Origin of the sequence: Actinomadura sp. NPDC049753 (genome assembly GCF_040674655.1) — a bacterium.
Taxonomy (GTDB): Bacteria; Actinomycetota; Actinomycetes; order Streptosporangiales; family Streptosporangiaceae; genus Spirillospora; species Spirillospora verrucosospora.
Window position 1 is genome coordinate 22,127 of record NZ_JBFARL010000061.1, and the last position, 16,658, is coordinate 38,784.

21 protein-coding genes are annotated in these 16,658 nt (G+C 71.5%); 9 read left to right on the forward strand and 12 right to left on the reverse strand.

The features are described from left to right. Positions 1–3: 3 nt before the first annotated feature. Both AB0K37_RS17995 and AB0K37_RS18000 read left to right on the forward strand, forming a co-directional pair. Positions 4–996, forward strand: a complete 993-nt coding sequence (locus AB0K37_RS17995; RefSeq protein ID WP_363981918.1) for an aldo/keto reductase — start codon at positions 4–6, stop codon at positions 994–996. Positions 997–1,046: 50 nt separating this feature from the next. Continuing rightward, entirely contained in the window at positions 1,047–1,976 is a 930-nt protein-coding gene (locus tag AB0K37_RS18000) for an LLM class flavin-dependent oxidoreductase (protein WP_363981921.1), read from the forward strand. Between the two features lie 12 nt (positions 1,977–1,988). Here AB0K37_RS18000 and AB0K37_RS18005 read toward each other — a convergent pair whose 3' ends face one another. Genes AB0K37_RS18005 through AB0K37_RS18015 form a run of 3 tightly spaced genes read right to left on the reverse strand, consistent with a single transcriptional unit; the run spans position 1,989 to position 4,340 of the window. Beyond that, positions 1,989–3,143 carry an acyl-CoA dehydrogenase family protein gene (locus AB0K37_RS18005; protein ID WP_363981924.1) on the reverse strand — a complete coding sequence of 385 codons (1,155 nt, stop codon included), beginning with the start codon at positions 3,141–3,143 and terminating at the stop codon, positions 1,989–1,991. Then, the gene (locus AB0K37_RS18010; protein ID WP_363981927.1) at positions 3,143–3,784 is read right to left on the reverse strand and encodes a carboxymuconolactone decarboxylase family protein; all 642 of its coding nucleotides are present in this window, start codon (positions 3,782–3,784) and stop codon (positions 3,143–3,145) included. The genes AB0K37_RS18005 and AB0K37_RS18010 overlap by 1 nt, the downstream gene beginning before the upstream one ends. Next, complete coding sequence (locus tag AB0K37_RS18015) at positions 3,768–4,340, reverse strand: VOC family protein (RefSeq protein ID WP_363981930.1); 573 nt, start codon at positions 4,338–4,340, stop codon at positions 3,768–3,770. Before AB0K37_RS18015 ends, AB0K37_RS18010 begins: the two co-directional genes overlap by 17 nt. 116 nt (positions 4,341–4,456) lie before the next feature. On the opposite strand from AB0K37_RS18015, the gene AB0K37_RS18020 reads away from it, so the two are divergent. Continuing rightward, a complete protein-coding gene (locus tag AB0K37_RS18020) occupies positions 4,457–5,077 on the forward strand; it encodes a TetR/AcrR family transcriptional regulator (RefSeq protein ID WP_363981933.1) in 621 nt (206 codons plus the stop codon). Between the two features lie 7 nt (positions 5,078–5,084). Continuing rightward, entirely contained in the window at positions 5,085–6,404 is a 1,320-nt protein-coding gene (locus tag AB0K37_RS18025) for a phosphotransferase family protein (RefSeq protein ID WP_363981936.1), read from the forward strand. Between the two features lie 78 nt (positions 6,405–6,482). Here the strand turns inward: AB0K37_RS18025 and AB0K37_RS18030 are convergent, their stop codons facing one another. Continuing rightward, a complete protein-coding gene (locus tag AB0K37_RS18030; RefSeq protein ID WP_363981939.1) occupies positions 6,483–6,926 on the reverse strand; it encodes a lamin tail domain-containing protein in 444 nt (147 codons plus the stop codon). A 159-nt stretch (positions 6,927–7,085) separates the two neighbouring features. Next, complete coding sequence (locus AB0K37_RS18035; RefSeq protein WP_363981942.1) at positions 7,086–7,844, reverse strand: SDR family oxidoreductase; 759 nt, start codon at positions 7,842–7,844, stop codon at positions 7,086–7,088. Positions 7,845–8,005: 161 nt separating this feature from the next. Here AB0K37_RS18035 and AB0K37_RS18040 point away from each other — a divergent pair, with 161 nt between their 5' ends. The 3 genes from AB0K37_RS18040 (at position 8,006) to AB0K37_RS18050 (ending at position 10,479) form a co-directional block, all read left to right on the forward strand. After that, positions 8,006–8,818: a helix-turn-helix transcriptional regulator gene (locus AB0K37_RS18040; protein WP_363981946.1), complete on the forward strand. Its 813-nt coding sequence runs from the start codon at positions 8,006–8,008 to the stop codon at positions 8,816–8,818. A gap of 560 nt (positions 8,819–9,378) precedes the next feature. Beyond that, entirely contained in the window at positions 9,379–9,966 is a 588-nt protein-coding gene (locus AB0K37_RS18045) for a hypothetical protein (protein WP_363981949.1), read from the forward strand. 6 nt (positions 9,967–9,972) lie between these two features. Further along, positions 9,973–10,479, forward strand: coding sequence for a hypothetical protein (locus tag AB0K37_RS18050; protein ID WP_363981952.1), 507 nt, complete (start codon positions 9,973–9,975; stop codon positions 10,477–10,479). On the opposite strand, the gene AB0K37_RS18055 is transcribed toward AB0K37_RS18050, so the two are convergent. The 5 genes from AB0K37_RS18055 to AB0K37_RS18075 all read right to left on the reverse strand — a co-directional run bounded on the left by AB0K37_RS18055 (position 10,453) and on the right by AB0K37_RS18075 (position 13,726). Beyond that, positions 10,453–11,220 (reverse strand): ATP-binding protein, encoded by a 768-nt coding sequence (locus AB0K37_RS18055; protein ID WP_363981955.1) that lies wholly within the window; start codon positions 11,218–11,220, stop codon positions 10,453–10,455. The two genes, AB0K37_RS18050 and AB0K37_RS18055, sit on opposite strands and share 27 nt — an antisense overlap. A 343-nt stretch (positions 11,221–11,563) precedes the next feature. Next, positions 11,564–11,761 (reverse strand): DUF397 domain-containing protein, encoded by a 198-nt coding sequence (locus tag AB0K37_RS18060; RefSeq protein ID WP_353833784.1) that lies wholly within the window; start codon positions 11,759–11,761, stop codon positions 11,564–11,566. 7 nt (positions 11,762–11,768) lie between these two features. Beyond that, complete coding sequence (locus AB0K37_RS18065; protein WP_363981958.1) at positions 11,769–12,611, reverse strand: helix-turn-helix transcriptional regulator; 843 nt, start codon at positions 12,609–12,611, stop codon at positions 11,769–11,771. Between the two features lie 75 nt (positions 12,612–12,686). After that, positions 12,687–12,902: a hypothetical protein gene (locus tag AB0K37_RS18070; RefSeq protein WP_363981961.1), complete on the reverse strand. Its 216-nt coding sequence runs from the start codon at positions 12,900–12,902 to the stop codon at positions 12,687–12,689. Next, positions 12,899–13,726, reverse strand: a complete 828-nt coding sequence (locus AB0K37_RS18075; RefSeq protein WP_363981964.1) for an SAM-dependent methyltransferase — start codon at positions 13,724–13,726, stop codon at positions 12,899–12,901. The genes AB0K37_RS18070 and AB0K37_RS18075 overlap by 4 nt, the downstream gene beginning before the upstream one ends. A gap of 155 nt (positions 13,727–13,881) precedes the next feature. Here AB0K37_RS18075 and AB0K37_RS18080 point away from each other — a divergent pair, with 155 nt between their 5' ends. Beyond that, complete coding sequence (locus tag AB0K37_RS18080; RefSeq protein WP_363981967.1) at positions 13,882–14,709, forward strand: MBL fold metallo-hydrolase; 828 nt, start codon at positions 13,882–13,884, stop codon at positions 14,707–14,709. Between the two features lie 60 nt (positions 14,710–14,769). Next, a complete protein-coding gene (locus tag AB0K37_RS18085; protein WP_363981970.1) occupies positions 14,770–15,123 on the forward strand; it encodes a PRC-barrel domain-containing protein in 354 nt (117 codons plus the stop codon). Positions 15,124–15,138: 15 nt separating this feature from the next. On the opposite strand, the gene speB is transcribed toward AB0K37_RS18085, so the two are convergent. Both speB and AB0K37_RS18095 read right to left on the reverse strand, forming a co-directional pair. Beyond that, positions 15,139–16,158 carry an agmatinase gene (gene speB / locus AB0K37_RS18090; RefSeq protein WP_363981973.1) on the reverse strand — a complete coding sequence of 340 codons (1,020 nt, stop codon included), beginning with the start codon at positions 16,156–16,158 and terminating at the stop codon, positions 15,139–15,141. Between the two features lie 98 nt (positions 16,159–16,256). Then, positions 16,257–16,658 (reverse strand): alpha/beta hydrolase domain-containing protein (locus AB0K37_RS18095; protein ID WP_363981976.1); only part of this gene is annotated, 402 nt, incomplete at its 5' end.

Genomic DNA, 16,658 nt, shown 5'->3' on the forward strand with positions numbered 1-16,658 from the left:
ACCGTGGAGTACACCCGCCTCGGCCGAAGCGGCCTGTCGGTGTCCCGGCTCGTCCTCGGCACCATGAACTTCGGACCGCAGACCTCCGAAGCCGACAGTCACACGATCATGGATCGTGCGCACGAACACGGCGTCAACTTCTTCGACACGGCGGACGTCTACGGCGTGCGGCCGGGCGACGGCGTCACCGAAAAGATCATCGGGCGGTGGTTCGGCTCCGGCGGCGGCCGCCGCGAGCGGACCGTCCTGGCGACCAAGGCCTACCTGCCGATGGGCGAGCGGCCCAACGAGGGCGGTCTGTCCGCCCTGCACATCCGGCGCGCGTGCGACGCGTCGCTCAGGCGGCTGAACACCGACCACATCGACCTGTACCAGATGCACCACATCGACCGGAGCACTCCCTGGGAGGAGATCTGGGAGGCGTTCACTGTTCTGCGCCAGCAGGGCAAGGTGCTGTACTTCGGGTCGTCCAACTTCGCCGGCTGGCACATCGCGCAGGCCCAGGAGGCCGCCCGTTCCCGGCACTTCCTCGGCCTGGTCTCCGAGCAGTCGAGGTACAACCTGATGACCCGGTGGGCCGAACTGGAGGTGCTGCCCGCCGCGCGGCACTACGGAGTGGGAGTGATCCCGTGGGGGCCGTTGAACGGTGGCGTGCTCGGCGGCGTCCTGCGCAAGCAGCGGGAGGGAGGCGCGGCCCGGGGCGCCTCGGGGCGTTCGGCGGTCACGCTCGCCCAGCATCGCGACGCCATCGAGGCGTACGAGAAGCTGTGCGCCGACCTCGGCGAGGACCCGGCCCACGTGGGCCTGGCCTGGCTGCTCGCCCAGGACGGGGTGACCGGCCCGATCATCGGGCCCAGGACCGTCGGACAGCTCGACGGCTCGCTGCGCGCCCTGCGGATCGTCCTCGACGAGACCACCCTCGCCAAGCTCGACGAGCTGTTCCCGCCGCCCGCGCCGAACGGGGCCAAGCCCGCCCCCGAGGCGTACGCCTGGTGACGCCTTCCCGACCCGAGCGCGCGAACATCCCTGACATGAAATGCAGAGCCTTGTCCGTACATGAACTCGTCTTCGGCTTCGGTGCGCACAGCACCTTCGACGACGGCCCGGAGCTGCTGCGCATGGCCCGCCAGGCCGACCGCGACGGCCTCGACCTCTTCTCGCTGTCGGACCACCCCTACATCGGCGAGCGCCTGGACGCATACGCGACCATCGGATTCATCCTCGGGGGCACGCGGCGCCTCGCCGGCCTGGCCAACGTCACCAACCTGCCGACCAGGCCCGCGCCGATGCTGGCGCGGACGGTGGCGGCCCTGTCGGAGCTCTCGGGGGGCCGCATCGTGCTCGGCATGGGCGCGGGCGGGCTGTGGGACCGGATCTCCGACATGGGGGTGCCGCGGCTGTCGCCGTCCGACGCCGTGGACGCCTTCGAGAAGGCGATCGTCCTGGTGAAGAAGCTGTCGGGCGGGGGACCGCCGGTCACCCATCGGGGCCGGCACTACCGGGTGGAGCGGATCGAGCCGGCCCCAGTCGCGGCGCCTCCGGTGTGGACCGGCTTGGTCGGGAAGAAGTCCCTGGCCGCCACGGGCCGGGTGGCCGACGGGTGGATCCCCGGGCACGCGGCGGACTGGCTCAGCGAGCGCTACCAGACGTCGCGGCCGGTCATCGACGAGGCGGCGGCCGCCGCCGGCCGCGCCCCCGGGGAGATCCGCACGGTGTTCAATCTCCCCGGGCGCATCACCGACCGGCCGCTGCCGGCCACCCGCGACCGCGACGGCCGCTGGATCGGCGGTTCCGTCGGGCAGTGGGTCGAGGAGCTGACCGGCGCCGTCATCGAGCACGGGGCGTCCGGCTTCACCCTGTTCTCTCCCGAGGGCGGCACCCAGGACATCGCGTCGGTCGGCCGCTGGGCCGCGGAGATCGCTCCCGCGGTGCGGGAGGCGGTCGCGAAGGAACGCGGCCGGCCGCGGCGGGACTGAGGGCCGCTCCGCTCAGCCGAGCTGTTTGAGGATGCGCCTGGCGGTGCTCTGGATGTGGACCTCGTCCGGGCCGTCGTAGATGCGGGCCTCCCGGGCGTGGCGGTACATGCGGGAGAGTGGGGTGTCGTCGGTGAGGCCGGCGGCGCCGTGGACCTGGATGGCGCGGTCGATGACGTTGTGCAGCATGCGGGCGCCGACGACCTTGATGGCGCCGATCTCGATGCGGGCCTGGTCGCCCGCGTCGATCCGCTCGGCGGCCTGGAGGGTGAGCATGCGGGCGGCCTGGATCTCGGTGTAGGAGTCGAAGACGTGCTGCTGCATCAGCTGCTTCGCCGAGAGCGGCTCGCCGAACGCGACGCGGGAGCCCAGGCGGGCGCACATCAGCTCGAAGGCGCGCTGGGCCTGGCCCAGCCAGCGCATGCAGTGGAAGATGCGGCCGGGGCCGAGGCGCTCCTGCGCGATCACGAAGCCGTGGCCGCGCGGGCCGAGGAGGTTGTCCGCCGGGACCCGGACGTCGTTGTAGGCGACCTCGTAGTGGCCGCCGTTCAGCCCGAGGACGGGCGTCTCCCGGACGATCTCGTAGCCGGGCGTGTCCGTCGGGACGATGATCATGCTGAAGGAGCGGTGCGGGGGCGCGTCCTCGGGCTCGGTCCGGCACATGACGGTGGTGTAGGCGGCCTCGCCGGCGCCGGTGGTGAACCACTTGCGGCCGCTGATGACCCAGTGGTCTCCGTCCAGGACGGCCGTCGTCCTGAGCTGGGTGGGGTCGGAGCCGGCGTGGGCGGGCTCGGTCATCGCGAAGCTCGGCGAGACCTCGCCGGCGACCATGGGGGCGAGGTAGCGCTCGCGCCAGCGGGGGCTCGCGTACCTGTGCAGCATGAGCGAGTCCTGGAGGGTGAACGTGCCGAGGGCGAGCTGCCCCCACTCGCTGCGTCCCTGCACCTCGTTGACGTAGACGTAGTCGAGGAACGGCATGCCGCCGCCGCCCAGCTCTGCGGGGTGGCCCAGTGCCCAGAGGCCCTCGTCCTTCGCCTCCCGGCGCAGCTTCAGGAGTCTCTCGCGGTCGCCCGCGTTGAGGGCGGGCTCGGCCGGCTCGACGCGTTCGGTCATGAAGGCGTGGACGGCGTCGCGGACGTCACGGACGCGGTCGGGCACGGGGAACAGCATCAGCCCTCCCCGGTGAGGTCGGCGGAGATGTCGCGGTCGCCGTACCCCTCGGGCGCCGCGACCTCGACGACCGGTTCGGGGCGGTCGTCGAACTCCAGCCGCAGCGCCCGCGACATCGTCGCGTGCATGTCGTACATGCAGGTGATGTAGGTGAGCTGGAGGATCTCCTTCTCGGGGAGGTGCTCGCGCAGGACCTCGAAGACGCCGTCGGGGACGCGCCCGCCGTCCAGGACGAGGCAGTCGGCGTAGGCGAGCACGGCGCGTTCGAGGGGCGAGTAGCAGTCGGCCGTCTGCCAGTGCGGGATGGACTCGATCTTCTCCTCGGGCATGCCGAGGGCGCGCATCTGCTTGCAGTGCTGGGAGAAGACGAACTGGCTGCCGCGCGCCCACCCGGCCCGGCACTGGCCGAGCTCGCGCAGGACGGGGTCGAGGTCGGCGCCCCGGTACAGGGCGAAGCCGCGGACGGCGTGCCGGAACACGTCCGGGGACTGGGCGAACACCGTCCACCAGTCGCCGGGCGAGCCGGTCGCGGTGCCGTGGTCGGCGGCCGGGTCGCGGTCGGGCGCGAAGAGGCGGTCGTAGAAGAAGAGGATCTGCTCGTCGGTGACTTCGGCGCGGGGGACCTCACGCAGTCGCGGCATGCTCGTCCTTCCCGGCGGTCCGGTCGGCGGCGGTCTTCGGTTCGTGGGAGACGTCGGACGCGTCGAACGTGCGCGTCCAGCAGGCGAACTCCAGGAGGATCCCGTCCGGGTCCTGGAAGTAGAACGACCGGACGAAGACGCCGTCGTGCACGTCGGCGGCGACGCCCAGCGGGCTGTCGTCGTGGTTGAGGACGGGGCTGACGGTGACGCCCTTGTCCTTGAGCCGCCGCCGGTACTCGTCGAACTTCTCGGTCGGGACGTGGAACGCGACGTGGTTCATCGACCCGACGGCGCTGAGCAGTTCGCCCTGCTCGGGCCGCCCCTTGGGGGCGGAGACGCCGGGGACGCCGTCCGGCGCGTCGGGGAACCAGAAGAACGCCACGCAGTCGCCGCCGCCGCAGTCGAAGAAGAAGTGCTGCCCCATCCCGCCCGGCAGGTCGATGGTCTTGATCAGGGGCATGCCGAGGACGCCGGAGTAGAAGTCGACCGTGCGTCGCATGTCCGACGACACCAGCGCCAGATGGTTGATGCCGCCGAGCTCGAACTCGGTGTTCATGGAACCTCCTTGCGGCGGGAGAGCGCCACGGAAGTTGACTTGACAGTCATATCAACTTGCCTGATGCTCGGATACCGTTCCCGGGTTGTCAACCCCCGGCGAGAGGAACCACGGCGATGCCCAGCGGCGACGACCCCGGCGCCCGGCCGCTCACCGAGCGCGGCGCCCGGACCAGGGAGCGCCTGCTCGCCGCCGCCCGCGAGGTCTTCGAGGAGCGCGGCTTCCTGGAGACCCGGGTCGCGCACATCACCCGGCACGCGGGCGTCGCCTACGGCTCCTTCTACACCTACTTCCCCACCAAGGAAGCGGTGTTCCTGGAGGTCGCCGACCGGCTGTTAGAGGAGATGACCGACCACGCGCTCGTGCCGTCGGCGGGGCCGGGCCCCGCCGACCGGGTCCGCCGCGCCAACCGCGCCTACTACGAGGCCTACCTGCGCAACGCGCGGATGATGGCGATCATCGAGCAGGTCGCCACGTTCAACGAGGAGTTCCAGGAGCTGCGGCGCAAGCACCGGGCCTCCTCGGTGGGACGGTCCGCGCGGGTGATCGCGCGCTGGCAGCGGGAGGGGCTCGTCCCGTCCGACATCGACGCGGAGACGGCGGCGGGCGCGCTCGCCACGATGGTCGACCACTCCCTGTACCTGTGGATCGTCCAGGGCAGCGATCCGCAGGGCGCCGAACGCCTCCTGGAGACCCTGGACACCCTCAGCGTCCGCGCCCTCGGCCTGCCCGACTAGGAGATCCATGGAACCGACCCGCGACCTCGCCGCCGCGCTGGCGGACCGGCTCGGCGCGCGGATCACCGGGCTGCGCCGGCTGTCCGGCGGCGCCAGCCGGGAGACCTGGGCCTTCGACGCGGACGGCCGTCCGCTCGTCCTGCGCCGCGACCCGCCCGACTCCCTCGACCCCACCGCGATGGGCCGCGAGGCCGGCCTGCTCGCCTCGGCCGCGCGGGCCGGCGTCCCGGTCCCCGGGCTGGCCGACCACGGCGACGACCTGGACGGCGCCCCCTACATGGTCATGGAGCGGCTGTCCGGGGAGACGATCCCGCGGCGGCTGCTGCGCGACGAGCGCTTCGCGGGCGTCCGCCCTCGCCTCGCGCGCGAGCTGGGCGGCATCCTGGCCCGGCTGCACACGATGTCGCCCGTTCCGGGGCTGCCCGACGACGACGCCCTCTCGGCGCTCACCGAGCACTACGCGACGTTCGAGGCCCGTCCGGCGGTGGAACTGGCGCTGCGCTGGCTGGAGGAGCACCGTCCGGCGCCCCGCGGCCGGACCGTCGTCCACGGCGACTTCCGCAACGGGAACCTGATGATCTCCCCCGGCGGCGTGACCGGCGTCCTGGACTGGGAGCTCACCCACCTCGGCGACCCGGCCGAGGACCTCGGCTGGCTCTGCGTGAAGGCGTGGCGGTTCGGCTCACCGCACCCCGCCGGCGGCTTCGGGACGCGCGAGGACCTCCTCGCCGGCTACGCCGCCGCCGGGGGCGCGCCGCCCACGCTCGACGAACTCCACTGGTGGGAGGTCTACGGCACTCTCCGCTGGACGATCCTGTGCCGCCACCAGGCCGAGCGCTTCCTCAGCGGCTCCGACCCGTCGATCGAGTACGCCGTCCTTGGCCGGAAGGTCTGCGAGCAGGAGCACGACCTGCTGCTGGCGCTGGGGTTGACGCAGCCGACGACCGTCCAGGACCCCTTGGAAAGGGCGGCCGCGCCGGACAACGCACCGCACGACCGTCCGGACGCCCACGCTCTCATCGACGCCGTGGGCGCGTTCCTCGCGCAGGCCGAACAGCCCGACGACCGGCTCCGCTTCCATGCACGCGTCGCCGCGTCCGCCCTGCGCATGGCCCGCAGGGAGCTCCTCCTGGGCGAGGCCCACAGGATCGCCCATCAGAACCGGCTGAAGCCTCTCGGGTGCGCGACCGACGCCGAACTCGCGGAGGCCATCCGGACGAGCGCTCTCGACGACCGGATGGACGAGGTCGTGGCCGCGGTGCGAGCCTCGGTGACCGACAAACTCACGGTCGCGAATCCCCGCCACCTCTCCCTCCCCGGCGGCTGACGGACCTCGCCGTCCACGAACGGCGGCGAGCCACCGGCCCGGGGGCCGGTGGCTCGCGATCAGGGCGACGCGGACAGTTCAGCAGTACTTCGAGGAACCCGTCCGACCCCACGAGCACTTGTCCGCCACCCGGCCATCGGGGTAAAGCAGGTACGCGGTGTCACCGGTGTTGTTCCACACGTACCACTTCCGGCCCCAATAGCGGTGCGTCGCGCTGTTGGAGCCCCTGCCGGTGTGAAGGTAAACCGACTTGCGGCCCTTCAAGGTGAAGGAACCGAAGGTGTACGTGTACCCGGTCTTGTCGCGGACCTTGACCCCCTTCAAGCTTCTGGACGTCTTCGACGTGTTGAACAGCTGCACCCATTCGCCGTTCAGCGACGTGTTCGACCCCTTGTCGCTCCCGGGCGAGTCGTAGTACACCCGGTAGATCTGCACGGCGCTCGCGGCCTCCGCCGGCGGCGCCACCAGCACCCCGCCCGCCACCGCGACGGCGGCGGCCCCCGTAACGAGAAGCTTCCTCACCCCAGGGCATCCCTTCCGATCGACGAATCCCTAGATGTACCGGTATTCACCGAACCGTGGGGGGTTCTGGCCATGTCCGGGCCGGACGCCAACCGCGGGCCGCGACAGCGCGTCCCACTTACCGCGTTGTCCCAGGTGGTCCGGGGAAACACGGGGTGCTCAGGCCTCCTCGGGATCGCGGCCGACCGCGTGCCGGCCGCCGTCCACGGGCACCACGGCGCCGTTGACGAAGCTCGCCTCGTCCGAGAGCAGATAGGCGACGGCGGCGGCCACCTCCTCCGGCCGCCCCACCCGCCCGACCGGATGGAGCAGGCGCATCTCGTTCTCGATGCGCGCGGCCTCCGCGGGCTCCTGCCGCCGGAGGAGGCCCTCGTACCGCTCGGTGGTGATCGACCCGAGCGCGACGACGTTCGTCCGGACGCCACGCGGCCCGTAGTCGACGGCCAGCGCGCGGCTCAGCCCCTCCACCGCCGCCTTCGCCGTGGCGTAGGGCAGCGAACCGCGCACGGGGCGCTGCGCCTGATGCGACGAGACGTTGACGATGGCGCCGCCCGTCCCCGCGCCCAGGAAGCGCCGGACGGCGGTCACGGACCCCACCACCGCCGGGTCGAAGTTCAGCGCCACGAGTCCGAGCAGCTCCTTCGGGGACGGATCGACGGCGTCCCGGAACACAGCCGCGTTGTTGACCCAGCCGGCGAGCGTCCCCGCCTCCTGCGCCACGTCGGCGGCCCGCTCCGCGACCTCCTCGTCCGCCGCGCTCCCCACGACCGCCGTCACGTCCGCCCGGTCCCGCGCCCAGCCCACCGCCGCCGCGTCCATCTCGACGACGACGACATGCCCGCCGTCCGCCGCCAGCCGCTCCACGATCGCCCGTCCGACGCCGCGCCCGCCGCCGGTCACCACGTAAGCCCGCTTCACGCCGCTCCTTCCCCTCGACCACCTCCATGATCGCCCGGTCCGAGGAGCCCTGGGCGGCGGCGTGTCCTCTTCGGACGTTTCCGCTGATGCGACCCGCGTCCCGCACTCTCCGCGATAGGTTCGCCACGTTCCGGAATGGGTCACGATGAACCGGAGGGGCCATGCATGCGCGGGACTCACTGGACCCGTCACGTTCGATGTGGCATCTCATCGCGGTTCATCTGCGCCGCTACCGCGAAGCGAACGGCATGTCGGGGCAGGCTCTCGGCGACCTCCTCGACTGCGACCGCTCGACCGTCTCCAGATACGAGTCCGCGACGCTTCGCCTCAAGCCGTCCCACGCCGAGGCCGTCGACCGCGTCTGGAACACCGGGGGGATGTTCACGAACCTGGTCGGCTTCGCCGGGATGACGGACGAGGGCGACTGGCTCTTATCCCTCGCCGAGTTCGAGCGGCGCGCGTCCCGGATCCGCATGTGGGAGCCCACCGTGATCCCCGGCCTCCTCCAGACTCCGGACTACACCAGGGCGGCGCTGACGGCCGGGCCGGGGAACGGTCTGGACGCCGACCTGGAGCGGCGGAGCGCCCGCAAGTCCGCCGTCCTCGACAGGGAGACCCCGCCCCGGTTGACCGCGTTCCTGAGCTGGGCCGCCCTCGCGCAGCTGATCGGCTCGCGCGAGATCATGCGCGACCAGATCGCCCACCTGCTGGCCCTCGGCGAACTGCCGCACGTCACCCTCCGCGTGGTCGAGAACCAGGCGGGAGCCCACCCGGGCCTCGACGGGCCGATCACCGTCCTCACGGTCGACGAGCGCGACCTCGCGTACGACGAGGCGACGACGCGGGGGCGGTTCCTGATGGATCCGCCCGCCGTCCAGGAAGTGATCGTGAAATACGATTCGATCAGCGACATCGCCGCTCCGGTCGGCCCTTCCAGGCTCCTCCTGGAAGCCGAACTGGAGCGATGGGCATGACCTTCCGGCGCAGGTCGAGCCGCGGCGGCCGACGCGGAACCCGCGCCGCACCTCGGATGCGCCGCCCATCGATTCAAGCGCCGTGGCGATTCTGGTTCTGGCTCGCCATGGGCCCGCGCCGGAGCGCTTTTTCGTGAACACGGGGCACGCCGGCCAGGGCGCTATCGGACACCAGTTCGACCGCGCCGTTATCGCGCCACTCCGGAACTCATCGAGTATGCGCGGAGTAGGGCCCGTCCCGGCCGCGATTAACACCCCAGTTGAAGGTTTTTCACCGGCCGGACATCCGGACAGGACGAAGTTTCCCGCCCGTGACCTGCACGAACTCGCTCCGCCATCCATAAAGGTCCCGCTGGCGGGACCTTTATGGGATGTGCCCTAAATCGCGCCACGACAGTATCCAGGATCGAATGGCATAAGTCGAGCCATGGCGGGACCGGCGGGACCGGCGGAACCGTCCACCTGTGGACGCCGACAAGGGCAATTCGAAATAGGTTCCCATCTGCGATACGTGTTGAGATGAGGAAGGTCCCCAGTCATCTCGTGGAAGGTGATCGCCGGTGGCGAACGTACTGGAAGAACGCGGCGGGCTGCGGTCGGTGGTGCATTTGCTCAACACGCGTCACCACCGCGCGGCCCTGAACATCTACGCATTCATCGTCATCGCCCACTGGGCCGAGCACATCGTCCAGGCCATCCAGATCTGGGTGCTCGGCTGGCCGGTGCCCGAGGCGCGCGGTGTGCTGGGCGTGCCGTTCCCGTGGCTGGTCACCTCGGAGTGGATGCACTACGGCTACGCGCTGATCATGCTGATCGGGCTCGTCCTGCTGCTGCCCGGGTTCACCGGACGGGCCCGCACCTGGTGGGGGATCTCCCTCGGCATCCAGGTCTGGCACCACTTCGAGCACCTGCTGCTGCTGGTGCAGGCGATGTCCGACTCCTACATCGCCGGACGTCCCGCGCCGACGAGCATCATCCAGCTCCTGGTGCCGCGCGTGGAGCTGCACCTGTTCTACAACACGCTCGTCACCATCCCCATGGTGGTGGCGATGTACCTGCACCGCAGGCCGAACGCGTCCGAGCGCGAAGCCATGCGCTGCTCGTGCGCCGTACCGCTCCAGCGCAGGCCCGTCCCCGAAGCGGCGTGACGGCCGGTGACCCTCGAAGAGTCGCGGACCGCGCCGGCCCGGCGCACGCGGGGGGTCACGCCGTTCGGCGTGCTCATGGCGGTGTTCGGCCTGCTCCTGGTGTACCTGGTGATCCCCAACGCCGGGTCCGTGCTGCGCGCGTCGCAGGCGGGCAAGGGCACGCCCGGCGTCTTCACCGCGCGCGAGCGGAGCTGCATCCGGCACCCCGGCCATGAGGCGTGCACGCTGCGCGGGGCCTTCCGCTCCGACGACGGCTCGGTGGAACGTCCCACCGTGGCCCTGTACGGCAGCGGCAAGGGCCTGCGCGAGGGGGGCACCGCCCGCGCCCGGGACGTCGGCCGCTCGGGGACGGTGTACCTGCGGGACGCGTCCCACGAGTGGATCATGAATGTGCTGCTGCTGGCGGCCGGCGGTCTGCTGATCTTCGTGGGCCTGCGCCGGCTGCCGGCGCGCCGCGGGCGGGGAACCGGATCAGGCGGGTCCGGATCAGGTGAGTCCGGACCCGGCGGGTGAGGCCTCGCAGAGTTCGACGATCCGCTCGCAGGCCTCGGTGATGTCGGTGACCGGGAGGCCGCCGGTCTCCCCCGTGCCGGTGCGCCATCGGAACCTGGCCTCCTCGCACCAGACGGTCAGGCCGCGGCCGTCGGTGAGGGCGGCCCGGGCGGCGCCCTCCGCGGGCCGGAAGTGGCCGAGGCCCCGCTGGCCCAGCAGGGTCTGGAGGTCCTTGGTGGCGTAGGGGCCCTCGACCCTCCACGCGTCGCGGCGGCGGACGGTGCGCGGGAGCGGCAGGGCGAACCAGGTCGCCTTGCCGCGGGCCGCCGGCGTCCGCAGCCGCGACCGGGACGGGTGGTGTCCCCACCGGCCCTGCGTGAGGAGCTCGACGATCTTCAGGCCGCGGCCGTGGTCGGACCGGTGGGGGGCGATGCCGGACTGCCGCCAGTCCCGGTGCGTGTCGAACGCCTTGACGACCAGTTCGTCGCGGCCGTGTCCGTCGCCGCGCTGGTAGACCCAGAGTTCCGCGCCCGATGCGCCTTCGTGCGGCATGGCGTGCTGCAGGACGTTCGTGGCGAGTTCGCTGACCATGAGCTTGATGTCGTGGACGTCCTGGACGGACAGGCCGAGCGCCGGGAGGAGGGCCGTGACGTGGGAGCGGGCGACGCGGGCGATGGAGTCGTCGGCGGGCAGGGGCAGTGCCGCGCAGCCGCCGTCCTCCAGTCTCCAGGGGATCTCGCACATTGTCGCGGCCTTCGTCATGGCGCCCACCTCGGGGTTGCGGAGACATTCGCATTTCAGACAATCGCGACATGAGCCTTTTGCTTCGCGAGTCGCTATGTGTGAATCACAGATGTAGCCTCGCACATCTTCCGCCGCCGGGCCCGCATCATGGCAAGAAAGTTGCATCTGCGAGTGAGACGTTCACTCATACACCCAAATGCCCTCATAACACCCTTCAGCGCCGCGTCCCCCGCGTGTACCGGCGAACACCGGAACGGCCCGCCCCGCGCGCTGTAGCGTGGTCGGCGCCTGAGAGAGGGCCGCACACAATGAGAGATCCCCCAGGGGTGCAGCCCTGGGGGATCTCGTGTGCGGCCCGGCCTCAGCGGTCGTAACGGCCGGCCCGCACGTCGTCGAGGAAGGCGGCGAGCACGGACCGGGAGACGACGTGCACCCCGGCCTCCGGTGTCCTGCTGTCGCGCAGCGCCGCGGCCGTGTCGAGATCGGCGACCTCGACACAGCCCCCGTTGCTGCTGGCGCTGGCGGTCGCCTTGACCCACCGTGCCTGAGAGAGGTCCATGTCGGTGCTACTCCAGAATTGAGATCGACTTCCTCAGATGCTCCGCGGTGTCGGCGGGACCGAGCGCCGCCTGGCGGATCTGCTCGAAGATCTCGTCATAGGCCTCCACGTCGTCGGGGGTGCCGATCTCCTGGACGTCCGCGTCGTTCTCGAGGAAGACCATGGGCGGCTCGCCGCCGGGGAACCGGAAGATGTTGACCAGCGTGGACATGCCCGGGTGCATCCCGTCGGCGAGGCGCAGCAGCCTCAGTTCCACGTTCGGGCGCTCGGAGACGGCGAGCAGGTGGGCGAACTGGGCGCGCCGGTCGCCCGGGTCCCCCCACTCGTACAGCAGGGACGCCTCGGTGATGACCGCGGTCAGCTCCGGCGCCGTCCCGTCCCCGCGGTCGAGGATCTGCTGCCGGCGCAGCCGCGCCCGCATCGCGCGCTCCCGCCACTCCGGCGTCCTCGTCCCGACCGACAGCAGCGCCTGCATGTACGGCAGGGTCTGCAGGAGCCCCGGCAGGACCAGCGGCATGACCACCCGGATGCTCGACGCGTCGCTCTCGAAGCCCGGGAACTCGTTGTCGAACACCTCGGGGTAGTCACGCCACCAGGCCCGCTGCCGGGCGCGGCCCGCCAGTTCCTCCAGCTCGCCGAGATCGCTGCCCTCGTAGATGCGCGCTAGGTCGCGGATGTCGCTGAGCTCGGGCCGGACCCAGTTGTTGGCCTCGAACCGGCCGACCTTCCCCCGTCCCCAGTTCAGCCGGTCGCAGACCTGGTTGGCCGTGTATCCGGCCTCGACGCGCAGCTCCTTCAAGCGGCGTGCCAGCCCCCGCTTGGCGATGGTGGCCCCGTAAGCGTCGCTCACCGGCGCCACCTCCCTCGACCTAGGGCCGGCATCAGCATCCGCCTTCCGAATTCGTGAAACAAAGATCTGGCCGGTTCAGGAAACGGCGTGGTCGAACTCCCCTTTCCGCACCCCGTCGAGGAAGCAGGCCCACTCGTGCTCGTCGAACACCGAGATCAGTTCCCCGGACGTGCGCAGCAGCGTCCACTCGCCGGCGAAGGCGACCTCGATGCCGCCCTCGTCGGTCTCCGAGCGCCGCCACTCCAGGTCGCCCGGGTCGACGCCCAGCTCCTCGACGGACGGCTTCCTCATCCTTCCCTCCTCGCCACCGCGCAGTACGCCCACCGCGAGCCGTCGCTGTCGGCCGCGTCGGGGTCCTCAGCGCCCCATTCACCGATATAGCAGACCTTCGCCGCCGCCCCCTCCCACGGCGGGACGATCTCCATACCGGTGAAGAAGCGCTCGACCTCCGCACGCGACCGCAGGTGGACGCTCGCGGTGGTTCGGGCGTACACGTCCCTGACCGTGCCGACGGCCCGGTCGGCCTGCCGGTCGCCGGTGCCGGCGGACAGCACCAGGTAGCTGCCGGGCGCGAGCCGGTCCATGTACCGCCGGACGAGGCCCCACGGGTCGTCCTCGTCGGGGACGAAGTGGACCAGCGCCACGACCAGCAGCGCGACGGGCCTGGTCAGGTCGATCATCCTGCCGGCGGCCTCGTTCCCGAGCACCCCCTCGGGGTCGCGGAAGTCGGCCGTGACGAACGCCGTCCCCGTGGAACCCGCCAGCAGCTTCTCGGCGTGGGCCCGCACCATCGGGTCGTTGTCGGCGTACAGGACGCGCGCGTCGGGAGCGACCGCCTGGGCCGCCTCGTGGGTGTTGTTCATCGTCGGCAGGCCCGCGCCCACGTCGATGAACTGCCGGACGCCGCGCTCGGCCAGCCATCGCACCGAGCGCTGCAGGAAGCCGCGGTTCGCCCAGGCCGCGTCCCCGGCCTCCGGCATGTTCGCCAGGACCTTCTCCGCCGCCGCGCGGTCGACCGCGAAGTTGTCGGTGCCGCCCAGGTAGTAGTCGTACATCCGGGCGGGGGTCGGAACCGTGGTATCAACGCCGGGCGGAGCCTGCTCGGTGTCGCTCACCCATCGCTCCTCGCCGCAACTTGTGATGCACGAATTATGAAGCAAGGGTCGCCCTTCCCGGGCCGCTTCCGCAAGGGTTCCCCGACTCCCCTCGTCCTCTCCCGCGGGGTTCCCGCTCCCTTTCAGGGGCATGACCGGCCCAAAGGGGGAAAGGCATGAAAACCGAATCGGATCTCTTGCTACGCCAGCTCTCGCTGCAGTTCATCGGCAACGCGACGATGCTCCTGCGCTGCGGGCCGTTCACCCTGCTGACCGACCCCAACTTCCTGCATCGCGGACAGCGGGCCTATCTCGGGTTCGGGCTGTCCTCCCGGCGGCTCACCGACCCCGCCCTCCAGGCCGGCGACCTCCCGCGCCTGGACGCCGTCGTCCTGTCCCACCTGCACGGCGACCACTGGGACCGGGTCGCCCGCGCGAAGCTCGACCGGGGGCTGCCCATCGTCACCACGCCCCACGCGGCCCGGCGCCTCCAGGGATGGCACCGCTTCCGCCACGCGGTCGGCCTGCGCACCTGGGAGGCGCACAACCTCGTCAAGGACGGGGCGCTGCTGCGCATCACGTCCATGCCGGGCCGGCACGCCCCCGGCCCCGCCCAGTGGCTGCTTCCGCCGGTCATGGGCAGCCTCCTGGAGTTCGGCCCCGCGGAGGGCGACGTGCGGTTCCGCCTCTACATCACCGGCGACACCCTGATGTTCGACGGCATCCAGCAGATCGCCCGGCGCAACCCCGACATCGATCTGGCCGTGCTCCACCTGGGCGGCACCACACTGCCCGGCGGCCTCGTGGTCACCATGGACGGCGCCCAGGGCGCGGACCTCGTCGAGACGATCCGCCCGGCGACCGCGGTACCGGTCCACTACAACGACTACGCCGTCATGAAGTCGCCCCTGGACGACTTCCGGCGCGAGCTGGAGCGTCGGGGACTGTCTGACCGGGCCACGTACGTCGCGCCGGGGGAGACCCACGCCTTCGGTCACCCGTGAGCCGGGCATATCTGCTGTGAGCTGGGTAAATACCTCGGGGAACCTATGGTTGGACAGGACATGTTCGAGATCGAGGACATCCGTCAATGGCGCGGGCGGAACGTGATCGACCCGTCCGGGAGCAGGATCGGGCCGCTGGAGGCGGTCTACGTGGACACGCTCACCGACCAGCCCTCGTTCGCCACGGTCCGGGTCGGCCTGCCGACCCGGCAGCGCCTGGTGTTCGTGCCGCTGGCCGGATGCACGCTGGGCCCGGACCACCTCCGCGTCGCGCACGACAAGAAACAGGTCAAGGGCGCTCCGGGGATCGACACCAACGGTGAGCTGTTCGCCGATGCCGAACCCGAGGTCTTCGCCTACTACAAGCTGCCCTACAGGGCCGCGCCGGAGGAGCGGCTCCTCGCCCGCCGCTGACATCGGCCCGGTCTGCTAGCGCCCGTCGAGCAGGGGGCGGCGCGGGTCCCACTCCGTCCCGTCGCGCCGGTCGCGGCGGCGCCGTGCGATGCCCGACAGCGCCTCCAGCACGACGCGGTTGGCCAGGGCCGAGGTGATGTCGGCGTTGTCGTAGGGCGGGGAGACCTCCACGACGTCGACCCCGACGACCGGCAGCTCGTAGGTGACGCGCCGGACCGCGTCCAGGAGCTCGCGCCCGGTCAGCCCTCCGGGCTCGGGCGTGCCGGTGCCGGGGGCGTGGCCCGGGTCGCACACGTCGATGTCGACCGACAGGAACACCCCGTCGCACTCGTCGGTGGCGATCTCGAACGCCTCCGTCAGGCACTCGTCCAGGCCGCGGGCGACGATCTCGGACATCTCGTAGGAGCGCATGCCCTGCGCGGACATCCACTCCAGCGTCTCGGGACCCGGCCAGTACCCGCGCAGGCCGAGCTGCAGGAACCGGTCGCCGCGCACCGCCCCGGACTCGATCAGCCGCCGCATCGGCTGCCCGTGCCCGATCAGCGAACCGAGGTTCACGTCGCCCGTGTCGGCGTGCGCGTCGAAGTGGACCATCGAGACCCGTCCGGCGCCCAGATGGTCGGCCACGCCGGCGGCGTCGGGCCACGCGATCGTGTGGTCGCCGCCGAGGATGAGCGGGATCGTCCCGGTACGGGCGACCGCGTACACCGCCTCCTGAAGTGATCGGACGGACCGCTCGGCGTCTCCGGAGTACATCTCGACATCGCCGGCGTCGTAGACCGTGAGATCGCCCCGGAGGCCGTCCACCCGCAGGGCCAGGGACGGGCGCGAGCCATCGTGGGGCAGGTAGCAGGACTGCCGGATGTACTGCGGCCCGAAGCGGGTCCCCGGCCGGTGGGACGTCCCGCCGTCGAACGGCGCCCCGATGATGACCACGTCGGCGTCCTCGTACGTGGACGGGTCGGACCAGGTGCAGCGCGGCACCCCGAGGAACGTGATGTCAGGGCCGAACTGCGAACCGTACCTTCCGGGCATTCGCCACCTCCACCGTCTCTCTTCCCCCACCGGGCTCATCCGATGTGCGGACGGCCCCGTCCCGGACGGATTCCGGGACGGGGCCGCGGCGGCGGGCGTCAGCCGCCGATACCGGAGCCCTCCGCGGCCGCGATGATCGTCGTCGCGTCCTCGGGCAGCAGGTGGCCGGCGCTCACCGACGCCTGCGCGGCCGCCCGGACCTTGCCCACGTAGTCGGCGTGCGTCGGGTACAGCACGCCGAGCACGGGCTCCGCCGTCCACGGAAGGGACGGATCGGACGGGTCGCCCGCGTCATGCCGGTCCCAGGGATCGGCGCCGCCGTTCCACGGGTCCCGGGCGCCGTAGAGGCCGCAGAAGACGCCGCTGCCCGCGGTGTCGCGCATTCCGGTGAGCGTCCGGGTCGGCACCGCGACGTCCGGCAGCCGGACTCCCCCGGTCGCCAGCCCGGTGCGCGGGTCGCGCAGCACCGTGTCGAGCGGCGCCCCGGCGGCCGGCCGCGC

What these genes read in the sequence shown, in the direction of transcription:
- AB0K37_RS18055 (WP_363981955.1), bottom strand. Translation starts at nt 11,220, where the DNA reads ATGACGAAGGCCGCGACAATGTGCGAGATCCCCTGGAGACTGGAGGAC.
- AB0K37_RS18015 (WP_363981930.1), bottom strand. Translation starts at nt 4,340, where the DNA reads ATGAACACCGAGTTCGAGCTCGGCGGCATCAACCATCTGGCGCTGGTG.
- AB0K37_RS18025 (WP_363981936.1), top strand. Translation starts at nt 5,085, where the DNA reads ATGGAACCGACCCGCGACCTCGCCGCCGCGCTGGCGGACCGGCTCGGC.
- AB0K37_RS18040 (WP_363981946.1), top strand. Translation starts at nt 8,006, where the DNA reads ATGCATGCGCGGGACTCACTGGACCCGTCACGTTCGATGTGGCATCTC.
- AB0K37_RS18060 (WP_353833784.1), bottom strand. Translation starts at nt 11,761, where the DNA reads ATGGACCTCTCTCAGGCACGGTGGGTCAAGGCGACCGCCAGCGCCAGC.
- AB0K37_RS18085 (WP_363981970.1), top strand. Translation starts at nt 14,770, where the DNA reads ATGTTCGAGATCGAGGACATCCGTCAATGGCGCGGGCGGAACGTGATC.
- AB0K37_RS18080 (WP_363981967.1), top strand. Translation starts at nt 13,882, where the DNA reads ATGAAAACCGAATCGGATCTCTTGCTACGCCAGCTCTCGCTGCAGTTC.
- speB (WP_363981973.1), bottom strand. Translation starts at nt 16,158, where the DNA reads ATGCCCGGAAGGTACGGTTCGCAGTTCGGCCCTGACATCACGTTCCTC.
- AB0K37_RS18070 (WP_363981961.1), bottom strand. Translation starts at nt 12,902, where the DNA reads ATGAGGAAGCCGTCCGTCGAGGAGCTGGGCGTCGACCCGGGCGACCTG.
- AB0K37_RS18020 (WP_363981933.1), top strand. Translation starts at nt 4,457, where the DNA reads ATGCCCAGCGGCGACGACCCCGGCGCCCGGCCGCTCACCGAGCGCGGC.
- AB0K37_RS18005 (WP_363981924.1), bottom strand. Translation starts at nt 3,143, where the DNA reads ATGCTGTTCCCCGTGCCCGACCGCGTCCGTGACGTCCGCGACGCCGTC.
- AB0K37_RS18010 (WP_363981927.1), bottom strand. Translation starts at nt 3,784, where the DNA reads ATGCCGCGACTGCGTGAGGTCCCCCGCGCCGAAGTCACCGACGAGCAG.